We start from the raw sequence: 15,082 nt of genomic DNA, 5'->3' as shown, positions 1-15,082 counted from the left end.
TCAGCCCTCCTGCTGCGTTTCTGCCGGCTGGGTGACGGCCTCGGCGACAGCGGAGCTGTCGACCGGGTCGCCACTCGGCGTCTCGGCCTGCTGCGCGATGGTGGTCGCGGCGGCCCGGCCGGCCTCGGTACCACCGGCGGTCGTACCCGACGAACCCGACCGGCCACGACGCGGGCGCTCGGGGCGGTCGCCACGCTCACCGCGACGCGGGCGGGACGGACCGGCCTCGGCCGGAGCCTCCCGGCCCGGCACGGCGTCGCCCTTGTAGATCCAGACCTTCACGCCGATCCGGCCGAAGGTGGTACGGGCCTCGAAGAAGCCGTACTCGATGTTGGCCCGGAGCGTGTGCAGCGGAACCCGACCCTCGCGGTAGAACTCCGTCCGGCTCATCTCGGCGCCGCCGAGACGGCCCGAGACCTGCACCCGGATGCCCTTGCAGACGGGGTTCTTCATCGCCGACTGCATGGACTTGCGCATGGCCCGACGGAAGCTGACCCGGCTGGAGAGCTGCTCGGCGACGCCCTGGGCGACCAGCTGCGCGTCCGACTCGGGGTTCTTCACCTCGATGATGTTCAGCTGCACCTGCTTGCCGGTGAGCTTCTCCAGCTCGCCGCGGATCCGGTCGGCCTCCGCACCCTTACGGCCGATGACGATGCCCGGCCGGGCGGTGTGGATGTCGACCCGGACCCGGTCCCGGGTGCGCTCGATGTCGACCTTGGAGATGCCGGCCCGCTCAAGACCCTTGGACATCATCCGGCGGATCTTGACATCCTCGCCGATGTAGTCCTTGTAGAGCTTGTCCGCGAACCAGCGGGACTTCCAGTCGGTCGAGATGCCGAGCCGGAATCCAGTGGGGTGAACCTTCTGACCCATTACTCGGCGCCCTCCGTCTTGCTCTCCGTCGCCGCGGCCCCGGCCTGCTGCGCCGGGGCGGCCTTCTTCGCCGCGGACTTCTTCGGCGCGGCCGGCGCGACCGCCTCGACCGCCACGGTGATGTGGCAGGTGCGCTTGCGGATCCGGTACGCCCGGCCCTGCGCCCGCGGCCGGAACCGCTTCATGGTCGGGCCCTCGTCGACGAACGCCTCGCTGACGAGCAGCGCGTCGGGGTCCAGCCGCTCGTTGTTCTCCGCGTTGGCGATCGCGCTCGCGAGCACCTTGTAGACCTGCTCACTCGCCGCCTGCGGCGCGAACTGCAGCACCGTGAGCGCCTCCTTCGCGGGCAGGCCGCGGACGAGGTTGACCACCCGGCGCGCCTTCATCGGCGAGATGCGCACGTGTCGCGCAACCGCCCGCGCGCCCGGAAGCACCGGAGCGTCGCCCTTTCCTGGCATCGCTGTAACCCCTTGTTCCTCTATCCGTATGCCCGCGGCTCAGCGCCGGCGGCTCTTCCGGTCGTCCTTCTCGTGACCCTTGAAGGTGCGGGTCAGCGCGAACTCGCCGAGCTTGTGCCCGACCATGGCCTCGGTCACGAACACCGGGACGTGCTTGCGTCCGTCGTGCACGGCGATCGTGTGCCCGAGCATCTCGGGAATGATCGTCGAGCGCCGCGACCAGGTCTTGATGACGTTCTTCGAGCCCTTGTCGTTCTGCGTCTCCACCTTCTTGAGCAGGTGGTCGTCGACGAACGGGCCCTTCTTCAGGCTGCGAGGCATGCTCTATCTCCCTCAGCCGCGCTTACGCGTGGCGTAGCGGCGGCGGACGATCAGCCGGTCGCTCGGCTGGCCCTTACGACGGGTGCGGCCCTCGGGCTTACCCTGCGGGTTCACCGGGTGGCGACCACCGGAGGTCTTACCCTCACCACCACCGTGCGGGTGGTCGACCGGGTTCATCGCGACACCACGGACGGTCGGGCGCTTGCCCTTCCACCGCATCCGGCCGGCCTTGCCCCAGTTGATGTTCGACTGGTCGGCGTTGCCGATCTCGCCGACGCTGGCGCGGCAGCGCACGTCGACCCGCCGGATCTCACCGGACGGCATCCGGAGGGTCGCGTACGCGCCCTCCCGACCGAGCAGCTGGATGCCGACGCCGGCCGAGCGGGCCAGCTTGGCGCCGCCGCCCGGACGCAGCTCCACGTTGTGGATGGTGGTACCGACCGGGATGTTGCGCAGCGGCAGGTTGTTGCCCGGCTTGATGTCGGCGCCCGGACCGGACTCGACCCGGTCGCCCTGCTTCATGTCCTTCGGCGCGAGGATGTAGCGCTTCTCGCCGTCGGCGTAGTGCAGCAGCGCGATGCGCGCGGTCCGGTTGGGGTCGTACTCGATGTGCGCGACCTTCGCCGGCACGCCGTCCTTGTCGACCCGCTTGAAGTCGATCAGGCGGTACTGCCGCTTGTGGCCGCCGCCGTGGTGCCGGGTGGTGATCCGGCCGTGGGCGTTGCGCCCACCCTTCTTCGGCAGCGGGGCCAGCAGGGACTTCTCCGGCGTGGACCGGGTGATCTCGGCGAAGTCGGCGACGCTGGAGCCGCGTCGGCCCGGCGTCGTCGGCTTGTACTTACGGATAGCCATTGTCTACACCCCTCAGCTGACCGGGCCGCCGAAGGCCTCGATACGGTCACCGTCAGCCAGCTTCACGATCGCCCGCTTGGTCGCCTTGCGCTGACCGAAGCCGGTCTTGGTGCGCTTGCGCTTGCCCTGGCGGTTGAGCGTGTTGACCGTCAGGACGCGGACGTTGAAGATCTGCTGGATAGCGATCTTGATCTCGGTCTTGTTCGCGTCCGGGTGCACCAGGAAGGTGTACCAGTTCCGGTTCAGCTCGCTGTAGCTCTTCTCCGAGACGACCGGCGCGACGATGACGTCCCGCGGGTCGGCGATCGTGCTCACTTGCCACCCTCCTCGGTGGTCTCGGCGGACTCGGCCGCGGGGCCGGCCTCCGCGGGCACACCCAGGAACTCGTCCAGGGCGTCCTTGGTGAAGACCACGTCGTCGGCCACCAGCACGTCGTACGTGTTGAGCTGGCCGGACTCGATCAGGTGCACCCGCGGCTCGTTGCGCAGCGACACCCAGTTCAGCTCGTCGGTGCTGCTCAGCACGACCAGCACCCGGCGGGCCTCGGTCAGCTTGGCCAGCGTGGCCAGGGCCGCCTTGGTCGACGGCTTCTCGCCCGAGACGAACGCCTCGACGACGTGCAGCTGGCCGGCACGCGCCCGGTCGGAGAGGGCGCCACGCAGGGCGGCGGCCTTCATCTTCTTCGGGGTCCGCTGGCTGTAGTCACGCGGCACGGGGCCGTGCACCACACCGCCACCGGCGAACTGCGGCGCGCGGATCGAGCCCTGCCGGGCCCGGCCGGTGCCCTTCTGCTTGTACGGCTTCTTGCCGCCACCGGCGACCTCGCCGCGGGTCTTGACCTTGTGGGTGCCCTGGCGGGCCGCCGCGAGCTGCGCCACCACGACCTGGTGCATCAGCGCGATGTTGGCCTGCACGTCGAAGACGTCGGCCGGCAGCTCGACGGAGCCGCTCTTGGCACCTTCGACATTGTGGACGTCAACGGTGGTCACTTGGCCACACCGCCCTTCTTCACCTTCGTCTTGGCCGCGGTGCGGACCAGGACCAGCGCACCCTTGGGGCCGGGGATGGCACCACGGACGAGCAGGAGGTTGTTCTCGGTGTCGACCGCCTGGACGGTCAGGTTCTGGACGGTGTAGCGCACGCCACCCATCCGACCCGCCATCCGGGTGCCCTTGAAGACGCGACCCGGGGTCGCACAGGCACCGATGGCGCCCGGCGAGCGGTGCTTGCGCTCGACACCGTGACTGGCGCGCAGGCCGTGGAAGCCGTGCCGCTTCATCGGGCCGGCGTAGCCCTTGCCCTTGGTCTTGCCGGTGACGTCGATGGTCACGCCGGCCGGGAACTCCTCGACCGTGACCTCCTGGCCCAGCGAGTAGTCCGCCGCGTTCGCGGTGCGCAGCTCGACCATGTGCCGGCGCGGCGCCACGTCCGCCTTGGCGTAGTGCCCGCTGACGGGCTTCTTGACCTTGCGCGGGTCGATCGTGCCGTAGGCGAGCTGGACCGCGGAGTAACCGTCCTTCTCGGCGCTACGCACCTGGCTGACGACGCACGGGCCGGCCTGAACCACGGTCACCGGCACAACCTTGTTGTTGTCCCAGACCTGGGTCATACCGAGCTTGGCGCCCAGGATCCCCTTGACTTGCCTGTCCATTTGTCCGGTCCCTACAGCTTGATCTCGATGTCGACGCCAGCCGGCAGGTCGAGGCGCATGAGCGAGTCGACCGTCTTCGGAGTCGGGTCGATGATGTCGATCAGCCGCTTGTGCGTACGCATCTCGAAGTGCTCGCGCGAGTCCTTGTACTTGTGCGGCGAGCGGATGACGCAGAAACGGTTGATCTCCGTGGGCAGCGGCACCGGGCCCGCGACCTGCGCCCCGGTGCGCGTCACCGTCTCGACGATCTTCCGCGCCGAGGAGTCGACGACCTCGTGGTCATAGGCCTTGAGCCGGATGCGGATCTTCTGTCCCGCCATGGTGGCTTCTGTTCCTTCTCTCGATGCCGCTGTGTTGCGGGCACCTGTACCGGCTGGCACAGGCCCACTTCGCCGACCCCCGCGGTCGGGCGTGTCGCGCCCGTGGACCAGGCTCCGCCCCGGGACTCCGGAGCGGCTCTCTGACCACGCGGTGGGTCAAGGCGCCGATCGCATCACAGCGATCTGGACGCCGTGCGAGGGTGGTTGACCGCCAGGGGCGATCAACCACCCTACGCGCGACTGTTGGTCTTCCCGGAGGTCCAACTTACGCCGGACACGGGCGACTAACCGTCGTTACGCAACCTGACCAGTATGCCGCACGACCGGCGGCAACGCTAATCGGGGTTACCTAGTTCACTTGATGATCTTGGTGACGCGACCCGCGCCGACCGTACGACCACCCTCGCGGATCGCGAACTTGAGGTTGTCCTCCATCGCGATGGGCTGGATGAGCTTGACGGCCATCGTGGTGTTGTCGCCCGGCATGACCATCTCGGTGCCCTCGGGGAGGGTGACGACACCGGTGACGTCGGTGGTCCGGAAGTAGAACTGCGGACGGTAGTTCTGGAAGAACGGGGTGTGCCGGCCGCCCTCCTCCTTGGAGAGGATGTAGACCGTCGCCTCGAACTCCGTGTGCGGGGTGCTGGTGCCCGGCTTGACGACCACCATGCCGCGCTCGACGTCCTCGCGCTTGATGCCCCGCAGCAGCAGACCGACGTTCTCGCCCGCGCGGGCCTCGTCGAGCAGCTTGCGGAACATCTCGATACCGGTGCAGACCGTCTTCTGCGACTTCTCGCGGATACCGACGATCTCCACCTCCTCGTTCGGCTTGAGGATGCCGCGCTCCGCGCGACCGGTGACGACCGTGCCACGACCGGTGATCGTGAAGACGTCCTCGATCGGCATCAGGAACGGCTTCTCGGTCTCGCGCTCGGGCTGCGGGATCGCGGTGTCGACCGCGTTCATCAGCTCCAGCAGACGACCGGTCCACTCCGGGTCACCCTCGAGCGCCCGCAGCGCCGAGACCCGGACGACCGGCAGGTCGTCACCCGGGTACTCCTGCGCCGACAGCAGCTCGCGCACCTCGAGCTCGACGAGCTCCAGGAGCTCCTCGTCGTCGACCATGTCGCTCTTGTTGAGCGCCACGACGATGTACGGCACACCGACCTGACGGGCCAGCAGCACGTGCTCGCGGGTCTGCGGCATCGGGCCGTCGGTCGCCGCGACCACCAGGATCGCGCCGTCCATCTGGGCGGCACCGGTGATCATGTTCTTGATGTAGTCGGCGTGCCCGGGGCAGTCGACGTGCGCGTAGTGCCGCGCCTCGGTCTGGTACTCGACGTGCGCGATCGAGATCGTGATGCCGCGGGCCTTCTCCTCCGGCGCCTTGTCGATCTCGTCGAACGGCGTGTACGGGTTGAGGTCCGGGTACTGGTCGTGCAGGACCTTCGTGATGGCCGCCGTCAGCGTCGTCTTACCGTGGTCGATGTGACCAATGGTGCCGATGTTGACGTGCGGCTTAGTCCGCTCGAACTTAGCCTTCGCCACTGGTGTCCTCCTGTGGACTTCTTGGTTCTTCTCGCCCCGGCGCGCCGGACGGCGCTTAGGACTCTGTCGACAGCCTTTCCGACCGACGGCCGGAGAGCTTGGTGGGTTCTGCGGCGATGAAGCCTACAGGCCCGGATTCACACAACCCGACCGAGGTGGTCGCGGGCGGGACTCCCACCCGCGACCGGCCCCGGCTCACCGGATCAGCGGCAGGTGAGCGTCACTCACCCGTCGCCTTGGCGATGATCTCCTTCGCCACGCTCTGCGGCACCTCGGCGTAGGAGTCGAACTGCATGCTGTAGCTAGCCCGGCCCTGGGTCTTCGACCGCAGGTCGCCGACGTAGCCGAACATCTCCGACAACGGCACCAGAGCCTTCACGATGCGGGCGCCGCTGCGCTCCTCCATCGCCTGGATGATCCCGCGGCGGGAGTTGAGGTCGCCGATGACGTCACCCATGTTCTCCTCAGGAGTGGTGACCTCAACGGCCATCATCGGCTCGAGCAATGCCGGGTCGGCCTTGCGGGCCGCGTCCTTCATCACCATCGAACCGGCGATCTTGAATGCCATTTCCGACGAGTCGACGTCGTGGTACTGACCGTCGAGCAGGGTCAGCTTGACCCCGACCAGCGGGAAGCCCGCCAGGATGCCGTACTGCATGGCGTCCTGCGCGCCGGCGTCGACCGACGGGATGAACTCCCGCGGGATACGACCACCGCTGACCGCGTTGGCGAACTCGTAGGTCGGCGAGTCGTTGTCCAGCGGCAGCGGCTCGACGCTCACGATGACCCGGGCGTACTGGCCCGAACCACCGGTCTGCTTCTTGTGGGTGTACTCGACCTTGTCCACCTTGCGGCGGATCGTCTCACGGTACGCCACCTGCGGCTTGCCGATGTTCGCCTCGACGTTGAACTCGCGGCGCATCCGGTCGACCAGGATGTCCAGGTGCAGCTCGCCCATGCCGGAGATGACCGTCTGGCCGGTCTCCTCGTCCAGCTTGACGCGGAAGGTCGGGTCCTCCTCGGCCAGCCGCTGGATGGCGGTGCTGAGCTTCTCCTGGTCGGCCTTGGTCTTCGGCTCGATCGCGACCTCGATGACCGGCTCGGGGAAGGTCATCGACTCCAGGATCACCGGGTTCGCCGGGTCACACAGGGTGTCGCCGGTGGTGGTCTGCTTGAGACCCTGCACCGCGATGATGTCGCCAGCCTGGGCCGAGCCGCGCTCTTCCCGCTTGTTGGCGTGCATCTGGTAGATCTTGCCGACCCGCTCCTTGCGGTCCTTGGTGGAGTTGACCACCTGGGTGCCGGTCTCGACCACGCCGGAGTAGACCCGGACGTAGGTGAGCTTGCCGAGGTGCTTGTCGGTCTGGATCTTGAAAGCCAGGCCGGAGAACGGCTCCGCCTTCGACGGCTTCCGCTGCAACGGCGTCTCGCCGTCGGTCGCGGTGCCCTCGATCGCGGGGACGTCCAGCGGCGACGGCAGGAAGTCGACCACGGCGTCGAGCATGGGCTGCACGCCCTTGTTCTTGAACGCCGAGCCGCAGAGCACCGGGTTGGCCTTGCTGGCGATGGTGGCCCGCCGGATGGCGGCCTTGATCTCCTCGACGGAGATCTCCTCGCCCTCCAGGTACTTCTCCATCACCGCGTCGTCGACGTCGGCCAGGGTCTCCAGCAGCTTGTCGCGCCACTCGGCGGCGGCGTCGGCCAGCTCGGCCGGCACCTCCTCGATCGCGTAGTCCTCACCCTTCTGGGTCTCCCCGCGCCAGGTGAGGGCACGCATGCCGATCAGGTCGACGACGCCGATGTGGTCGCCCTCGAGCCCGATCGGGATCTGGAGCACCAGCGGGGTGGCGTTGAGCCGGTCGATCATCATCTGCACGCAGCGGAAGAAGTCCGCGCCCGTACGGTCGAGCTTGTTGACGAAGCACATCCGCGGGACGTGGTACTTGTCGGCCTGCCGCCAGACGTTCTCCGTCTGCGGCTCGACGCCGGCGACGCCGTCGTAGACCGCGACCGCACCGTCCAGCACCCGCAGCGACCGCTCGACCTCGACCGTGAAGTCGACGTGACCGGGCGTGTCGATGATCTGGATCGTGTGGCCCTTCCACTCACACTTGGTGGCAGCGGAGGTGATCGTGATGCCACGCTCCTGCTCCTGCTCCATCCAGTCCATGACGGCAGCGCCCTCGTGGACCTCACCGATCTTGTAGGTGATACCGGTGTAGAACAGGATCCGCTCGGTGGTCGTGGTCTTACCGGCATCGATGTGCGCCATGATGCCGATGTTGCGTACGTTGGCGAGCGCGTCTGCGGCGGCCACTTCAATCCCTACTTATCGTCGTCTCGACTCGACCGATGGCGGTCCCGGCGCCGGTCCGGCGCCGGAACCAGGCTGTTACCAGCGGTAGTGCGCGAAGGCCTTGTTGGACTCCGCCATCTTGTGGGTGTCCTCGCGCCGCTTGACGGCGGCGCCCAGACCGTTGCTCGCGTCCAGCAGCTCGTTCATCAGCCGCTCGATCATGGTCTTCTCACGACGGGCCTTGGAGTACGTCACCAGCCAGCGCAGACCGAGGGTGGTCGCCCGGGACGGACGGACCTCGACCGGCACCTGGTAGGTGGCGCCACCGACCCGGCGGCTGCGCACCTCCAGGGTGGGCTTGACGTTGTCCATCGCCCGCTTGAGGGTGACGACCGGGTCGGTGCCGCTCTTCTCGCGGCAGCCCTCCAGGGCCGCGTACACGATGCGCTCGGCGAGCTGACGCTTACCGCGCATCAGGATCTTGTTGACCAGCTGGGTGACCAGCGGCGAGTTGTACACCGGGTCAGCGACGAGCGGCTTCCGCGGAGCAGGTCCCTTACGCGGCATGTCAGCTCTTCTCCTTCTTCGCGCCGTAACGGCTGCGCGCCTGCTTGCGGTTGCGGACACCCTGGGTGTCCAGCGAACCGCGGACGATCTTGTAACGCACGCCGGGGAGGTCCTTCACCCGGCCGCCGCGAACGAGCACGATCGAGTGCTCCTGCAGGTTGTGACCCACGCCCGGGATGTAGGCGGTCACCTCGATCTGGCTGCTGAGCTTGACACGAGCGACCTTGCGGAGCGCCGAGTTCGGCTTCTTGGGGGTGGTGGTGTACACACGGGTGCACACGCCGCGCCGCTGAGGGGAACCCTTCAACGCCGGGGTCTTGGTCTTGGTCGTCTTGGCCTGGCGGCCCTTTCGGACCAGCTGCTGAATGGTGGGCACCGGGTTTCTCCGCTCCCTTCGGCCGCGTCACGCGACCGCGCCGTCTGCTCGTTAGCCGACCTGATGGTCGACTCTCCTACATTCCGACCGGCACCGCCTCGCGGAGATCCCGGCACCCGCGGTCGGGTGTGTCGCCCGATCCACGGTCCCGGTGCCGTCGCTCACGCGCGCACCGGCTTCTTCTGTCACCGGCGCGTGAACACCACGCACCGGGTCTTCGACTGTGTCGTACGGCCGCTCGATCTCCGGATCAATCCGAATCCCGCGCACGCACGAGCCGCCCAGGCATGCCAGGGCGCAGGGGAAAAGAGTACCTACCACAGCCGCACAGGTCAAAACGGATCGGTCCGCCGGGTCTCGTCGCTCCCCGTCGGTCGCACCGTGTGCCTGCTCGCCCGTGCCAGGCCTCTCAGGTGTTCCAGTGTACCGGCTGCCGCGCGCCGCGGCCCGTCACCCCCGGGCGACGGGCTCACGCCAACTGCACCAGCAGCGCCAGTCCCAGCCCGGACAGGCTCAGCAGCAGCCCCACCCCGCCGCAACTAATCCCGGCCGTCGCCAGGCCCCGGCCGGTGAACCGTACCGCCGGTGGCGGCGCGGCCCGACGGACCTGCCGGCGGGCCAGCAGCCCGGCGACGATCGCCGCCCCGCCGGCCAGCATCCCGGGCACGGTGAACGCGCCGGCCGCCCAGGCCCCGCCGAGTCGCGCGCCCCCGATGCCGAAGCAGATCACCAGGAAGGAGACCAGGATCGACACCACCCCGGCGATCAACGAGCCCACCGCCGGGCCGGAGGTGACCGCCGGCACGTCCAGGTACACCACGCCGAAGGGCGTACCGGGAACCGGGTCCACCCGCTTCGGGGCGCGGGGGGCGTCCGGTGGTGGCGGGGGCACCGACCCGGAGGGGGCCGACCAGCCCTGCGCCCCCGACGCCTGCCCCGGGTACGACCCAGGCGGCCCCGCCGGGTGGCCTCCCCCGGCCCCCATCCCGGAATACGGACCGCCCCCGGGCGGAGCGGCGGCCCCGGGCGGAGCGGCGGCCCCGGGCGGGGCGGCGGCCACACCGGGGGCCGGCGGCCGGCCGTACCCACCGCTGCCGGCAGCCGACGGGACGCCGGCGGGGTGACCCGGCCCGGGGCTCGACGGCGACCGCCACGGGTCGACGGCCCACGGATCGGGGCGGGCCGCAGCACCGGAGCCCTGGTCGGGACGGGCCCAACCGGCCGGGCCGGGCTCCGGGGAGCCGGCGGGCGGCCTGTCCGGGTCACCGCCCGGCGACGCCGGTTCCGTCACGGTGTCCTCCTGTCACGAGCTGGGTCCACCGTCACCCGACGGACACCGGCCAGGCTACCGTCGCCACGCACCGCGGGTGCTCCCCGCCGGATCATCACCCCGACGGGTCAGTCCATGTTCGGGGCGAAGTCCTGCCCGTACGGGGAGCCGGCCAACCGGACCACGCCGATCACCACCAACGTCACCAGGGCGACCGCGACCAGCACCAGCCCGATCCAGGCCAACCGCTCCCCCCGCCGCAACCAGGCCGCACCGGTGAGGAAACCACCGGAGGCGTACGCCTCGCGGCGGGCCTGCCGCGCCAACTGCAGGGCGACCGTGGCGGGCACCACCCCACCGACGAACAGCCCGGTCAACGCGCCGATCAGGCCGAGCGCGAAGACGGCCCGCGCCTTGGTCGCGCGTACCGGGTCGGGATCGAGCGGATGACGTGGCGGCTGGTGCGTCACCGGCGCCTGCCCCGGAGCGGTCGTCATACCCACCATCATGCCCGGCCGCCTCCGCCGCCGGGCACTCCCCGCCGGACCACCGCCCGACAGCCATCTCAAACCTCGGACACGACGACGGCCCCCGGCGTGCTGCCGGGGGCCGTCGTCGGTGCTGCCTGTTAGCGGTACGACCCGAAGTCGAAGTCGTCCAGCGGAACAGCCTGCCCGCTGGCCGGCCCGAAGCCGTAGTCGGTCTCGGGGTACCCGGTCATCGAGTAGACCTTGGCCTTCGCCTCCTCGGTCGGCTCGACCCGGACGTTGCGGTACTTGCTGATGCCGGTACCGGCCGGGATGAGCTTACCGATGATCACGTTCTCCTTGAGGCCGACCAGCGAGTCGCTGCGCGAGTTGATCGCCGCGTCGGTCAGCACCCGGGTGGTCTCCTGGAAGGAGGCCGCCGAGAGCCAGGAGTCGGTGGCCAGCGAGGCCTTGGTGATGCCCATCAGCACCGGACGACCGGCGGCGGGCTCGCCACCCTCGCCGACCAGCCGGCGGTTCTCCGACTCGAACAGCGCCCGGTCGACCAGCACGCCCGGCAGGAACTCGGTCGAGCCGGAGTCGATGACCGTCACCCGCTTGAGCATCTGGCGGATGATGATCTCGATGTGCTTGTCGTGGATGAGCACACCCTGCGAGCGGTAGACCTCCTGGACCTCCTGGGTCAGGTGGACCTGGACCGCGCGCGGGCCGAGGATGCGCAGCAGCTCGTGCGGGTCGATGGTGCCCTCGGTGAGCTTCTCGCCGACCTCGACGTGGTCCCCGTCGTGGGTCCGCAGCCCGACCCGCTTGGAGATCTTGTCGTAGACGATCTCGTCGCTGCCGTCGTCCGGCACCACGATGATCTTCCGGGACCGCTCGCCGTCCTCGATCCGGATCCGGCCCGGGGTGTCGGCGATGGGCGCCTTGCCCTTCGGGATCCGGGCCTCGAAGATCTCCTGGACACGCGGCAGACCCTGGGTGATGTCCTCACCCGCGACACCACCGGTGTGGAAGGTACGCATCGTCAGCTGGGTACCCGGCTCACCGATCGACTGGGCGGCGATGATGCCGACCGCCTCGCCGACGTCCACGGTCTTGCCGGTCGGCAGCGAGCGGCCGTAGCACGCACCGCAGACGCCCAGCTTCGACTCGCAGGTGAGCACGCTGCGCACCCGGATCGTCTCCACCCCGGCGGCGACGATCTGGTCGACCCCGATGGAGTTGACGTCCTGGCCCCGGTGGGCCACCACGGTGCCGTCCGGCCCCTTGATGTCGTCGGCCAGGGTCCGGGCGTGCACGCTGGTCTCGGCGTGCTCGTGGACGACCAGCCGGCCACCCTCCAGGCGCTCGCCGATCTGCATCGGGATCGCCCGGTCGGTGCCGCAGTCCTCCTCGCGGATGATGACGTCCTGCGAGACGTCCACCAGACGACGGGTCAGGTAACCCGAGTCGGCGGTCCGCAGCGCGGTGTCGGCCAGCCCCTTACGGGCGCCGTGCGTGGAGATGAAGTACTCCAGCACGGACAGACCCTCCCGGTACGAGGCCTTGATCGGCCGCGGGATGATCTCGCCCTTCGGGTTGGCCACCAGACCACGGATCGCCGCGATCTGCCGGAGCTGGAGCAGGTTACCGCGGGCACCCGAGTTGATCATCTTCCACAGCGGGTTCTCCTGCGGCAGCGCGGTGTCCATCTCCTTGGCGACCTCGTTGGTCGCCTTGGTCCAGATCTCGATGAGCTCGCCACGGCGCTCCTCGGCGGTCATCAGACCACGCTGGTACTGCTTGTCGATCCGGTCGGCTTCCTTCTCGTACCGCTCCAGGATCTCCCGCTTGCGCGGCGGCGGGATGACGTCCTCCATGCCGATGGTGACGCCGGACCAGGTGGCCCAGTGGAAGCCGGCCTCCTTGAGGCCGTCCAGGGTGGCCGCCAGGGCCACCTTCGGGAAGCGCTCGGCGAGGTCGTTGACGATCGCGGAGAGCTGGCCCTTGCGGATCTCGTAGTTCACGAAGCGGTAGCCCTGCGGCAGCGTCTCGTTGAACAGGACCCGGCCCAGCGTGGTCTCCACGGTCACCGAGTCGCCCTCGGTCCAGCCCTCGGGCGCGACCCACGGCTCGGCACCGGCGCCGTTGTCGACCCCCACCACGTCGCGCAGCCGGATCTTCACCGGGGTCTGCAGGTGCAGCTCCCCAGCGTCGAAGGCCATCCGCGCCTCGGCGTCCGAGCTGAACGCCCGGCCCTCGCCCTGGCCACCCCGGATGAGGTGGGTGAGGTGGTAGAGACCGATGACCATGTCCTGGGTGGGCATGGTGACCGGCTTGCCGTCGGCCGGCTTGAGGATGTTGTTCGACGACAGCATCAGGATCCGCGCCTCGGCCTGGGCCTCGGCGGACAGCGGCACGTGCACCGCCATCTGGTCACCGTCGAAGTCGGCGTTGAACGCGGTGCAGACCAGCGGGTGGATCTGGATCGCCTTGCCCTCGACCAGCTGCGGCTCGAAGGCCTGGATGCCCAGGCGGTGCAGGGTCGGTGCCCGGTTGAGCAGCACCGGGTGCTCGCCGATGACCTCTTCCAGCACGTCCCACACGACCGGCCGCTGCCGCTCGACCATCCGCTTGGCGGACTTGATGTTCTGCGCGTGGTTGAGGTCGACCAGCCGCTTCATCACGAACGGCTTGAACAGCTCCAGCGCCATCTGCTTGGGCAGGCCGCACTGGTGCAGCTTGAGCTTCGGGCCGACCACGATGACCGAACGGCCGGAGTAGTCGACGCGCTTGCCCAGCAGGTTCTGCCGGAACCGGCCCTGCTTGCCCTTGAGCATGTCGGACAGCGACTTCAGCGGCCGGTTGCCCGGGCCGGTGACCGGACGACCACGACGGCCGTTGTCGAACAGCGCGTCGACTGCCTCCTGGAGCATCCGCTTCTCGTTGTTGACGATGATCTCGGGAGCACCGAGGTCGATCAGCCGCTTGAGGCGGTTGTTCCGGTTGATCACGCGGCGGTACAGGTCGTTCAGGTCGGAGGTGGCGAACCGGCCACCGTCGAGCTGCACCATCGGACGCAGGTCCGGCGGGATGACCGGGACGCAGTCCAGCACCATGCCGAGCGGCGAGTTGCGGGTGTTCAGGAACGCCGCGACGACCTTCAGCCGCTTGAGCGCCCGGATCTTGCGCTGGCCCTTGCCGGACCGGATGGTCTCGCGGAGGTTCTCGGCCTCGGCGTCGAGGTCCATGTTCTGGACCAGCGCCTTGATCGCCTCGGCGCCCATGCCGCCGGTGAAGTACTCGCCGAACCGGTCGCGCAGCTCACGGTAGAGCAGCTCGTCGGTGACCAGCTGCTTGGAGTCGAGCTTGCGGAAGGTGTCGAGGACCTCGTCGAGGCGGTCGATCTCGCGCTGGGCCCGGTCGCGGATCTGGCGCATCTCGCGCTCTCCGCCCTCCTTGACCTTGCGCCGGACGTCCGCCTTGGCGCCCTCGGCCTCCAGCTCGGCCAGGTCGGCCTCGAGCTTGGCGGCCCGCTTCTCGATCTCCGAGTCGCGGCTGTTCTCGGACTGCCGCTTCTCGGCGAGGATCTCGTTCTCGATGGTCGAGAGGTCACGGTGACGCGCCTCGGCGTCCACGCTCGTCACGACGTACGAGGCGAAGTAGATGATCTTTTCGAGGTCCTTCGGGGCGAGGTCCAGCAGGTAGCCCAGCCGGCTCGGCACGCCCTTGAAGTACCAGATGTGGGTCACCGGAGCGGCCAGCTCGATGTGCCCCATCCGCTCACGCCGGACCTTGGACCGGGTCACCTCGACGCCGCAGCGCTCACAGATGATGCCCTTGAACCGGACCCGCTTGTACTTACCGCAGTAGCACTCCCAGTCCCGCTGCGGGCCGAAGATCTTCTCGCAGAAGAGCCCGTCCTTCTCCGGCTTGAGGGTGCGGTAGTTGATGGTCTCGGGCTTCTTGACCTCACCGTGCGACCACTGGCGGATGTCGTCCGCGGTCGCGAGGCCGATACGCAGCTCGTCGAAGAAGTTGACGTCGAGCACTATGTCCCCTATGTCGTCGTCTGTACTGCTA

General features: G+C 68.9%; 15 protein-coding genes. All 15 read right to left on the bottom strand.

From position 1 onward, the window contains the following. Entirely contained in the window at positions 1-873 is an 873-nt protein-coding gene (gene rpsC / locus GA0070623_RS22075; RefSeq protein ID WP_067301424.1) for a 30S ribosomal protein S3, read from the bottom strand. Further along, the gene (gene rplV, locus GA0070623_RS22070) at positions 873-1,331 is read right to left on the bottom strand and encodes a 50S ribosomal protein L22 (RefSeq protein ID WP_067301421.1); all 459 of its coding nucleotides are present in this window, start codon (positions 1,329-1,331) and stop codon (positions 873-875) included. Before rplV ends, rpsC begins: the two co-directional genes overlap by 1 nt. 39 nt (positions 1,332-1,370) lie before the next feature. Then, the gene (rpsS, locus tag GA0070623_RS22065; protein ID WP_007073032.1) at positions 1,371-1,652 is read right to left on the bottom strand and encodes a 30S ribosomal protein S19; all 282 of its coding nucleotides are present in this window, start codon (positions 1,650-1,652) and stop codon (positions 1,371-1,373) included. 12 nt (positions 1,653-1,664) lie between these two features. Further along, the gene (gene rplB / locus GA0070623_RS22060) at positions 1,665-2,504 is read right to left on the bottom strand and encodes a 50S ribosomal protein L2 (protein ID WP_053653944.1); all 840 of its coding nucleotides are present in this window, start codon (positions 2,502-2,504) and stop codon (positions 1,665-1,667) included. Between the two features lie 12 nt (positions 2,505-2,516). Then, a complete protein-coding gene (gene rplW / locus GA0070623_RS22055; protein ID WP_067301418.1) occupies positions 2,517-2,819 on the bottom strand; it encodes a 50S ribosomal protein L23 in 303 nt (100 codons plus the stop codon). Then, positions 2,816-3,493, bottom strand: a complete 678-nt coding sequence (gene rplD / locus GA0070623_RS22050; RefSeq protein WP_067301414.1) for a 50S ribosomal protein L4 — start codon at positions 3,491-3,493, stop codon at positions 2,816-2,818. The genes rplW and rplD overlap by 4 nt, the downstream gene beginning before the upstream one ends. Beyond that, a complete protein-coding gene (gene rplC, locus GA0070623_RS22045) occupies positions 3,490-4,155 on the bottom strand; it encodes a 50S ribosomal protein L3 (protein ID WP_067301411.1) in 666 nt (221 codons plus the stop codon). The genes rplD and rplC overlap by 4 nt, the downstream gene beginning before the upstream one ends. Positions 4,156-4,166: 11 nt before the next feature. Then, complete coding sequence (gene rpsJ / locus GA0070623_RS22040) at positions 4,167-4,475, bottom strand: 30S ribosomal protein S10 (RefSeq protein WP_007073037.1); 309 nt, start codon at positions 4,473-4,475, stop codon at positions 4,167-4,169. A gap of 354 nt (positions 4,476-4,829) precedes the next feature. Then, positions 4,830-6,023, bottom strand: a complete 1,194-nt coding sequence (gene tuf / locus GA0070623_RS22035; protein ID WP_067301408.1) for an elongation factor Tu — start codon at positions 6,021-6,023, stop codon at positions 4,830-4,832. A gap of 220 nt (positions 6,024-6,243) precedes the next feature. Next, entirely contained in the window at positions 6,244-8,340 is a 2,097-nt protein-coding gene (gene fusA / locus GA0070623_RS22030; protein ID WP_067301405.1) for an elongation factor G, read from the bottom strand. A gap of 75 nt (positions 8,341-8,415) precedes the next feature. Further along, on the bottom strand, positions 8,416-8,886 hold the full coding sequence (rpsG, locus tag GA0070623_RS22025; protein WP_067301402.1) for a 30S ribosomal protein S7: 471 nt from the start codon (positions 8,884-8,886) through the stop codon (positions 8,416-8,418). 1 nt (position 8,887) lies between these two features. Continuing rightward, positions 8,888-9,262, bottom strand: a complete 375-nt coding sequence (gene rpsL, locus GA0070623_RS22020; protein WP_007465318.1) for a 30S ribosomal protein S12 — start codon at positions 9,260-9,262, stop codon at positions 8,888-8,890. A gap of 469 nt (positions 9,263-9,731) precedes the next feature. Then, entirely contained in the window at positions 9,732-10,112 is a 381-nt protein-coding gene (locus GA0070623_RS22015; protein WP_067301398.1) for a hypothetical protein, read from the bottom strand. Between the two features lie 548 nt (positions 10,113-10,660). Continuing rightward, positions 10,661-11,029 carry a hypothetical protein gene (locus GA0070623_RS22010; RefSeq protein ID WP_067301519.1) on the bottom strand — a complete coding sequence of 123 codons (369 nt, stop codon included), beginning with the start codon at positions 11,027-11,029 and terminating at the stop codon, positions 10,661-10,663. Between the two features lie 131 nt (positions 11,030-11,160). Continuing rightward, positions 11,161-15,051: a DNA-directed RNA polymerase subunit beta' gene (locus GA0070623_RS22005; protein ID WP_067301395.1), complete on the bottom strand. Its 3,891-nt coding sequence runs from the start codon at positions 15,049-15,051 to the stop codon at positions 11,161-11,163. Positions 15,052-15,082 lie beyond the last annotated feature (31 nt).

The sequence above is a fragment of the Micromonospora rifamycinica genome, assembly GCF_900090265.1.
Lineage (GTDB): Bacteria > Actinomycetota > Actinomycetes > Mycobacteriales > Micromonosporaceae > Micromonospora > Micromonospora rifamycinica.
The sequence above is the reverse complement of the archived record's forward strand: the minus strand, read 5'-3'. Positions and strand labels throughout refer to the sequence as shown.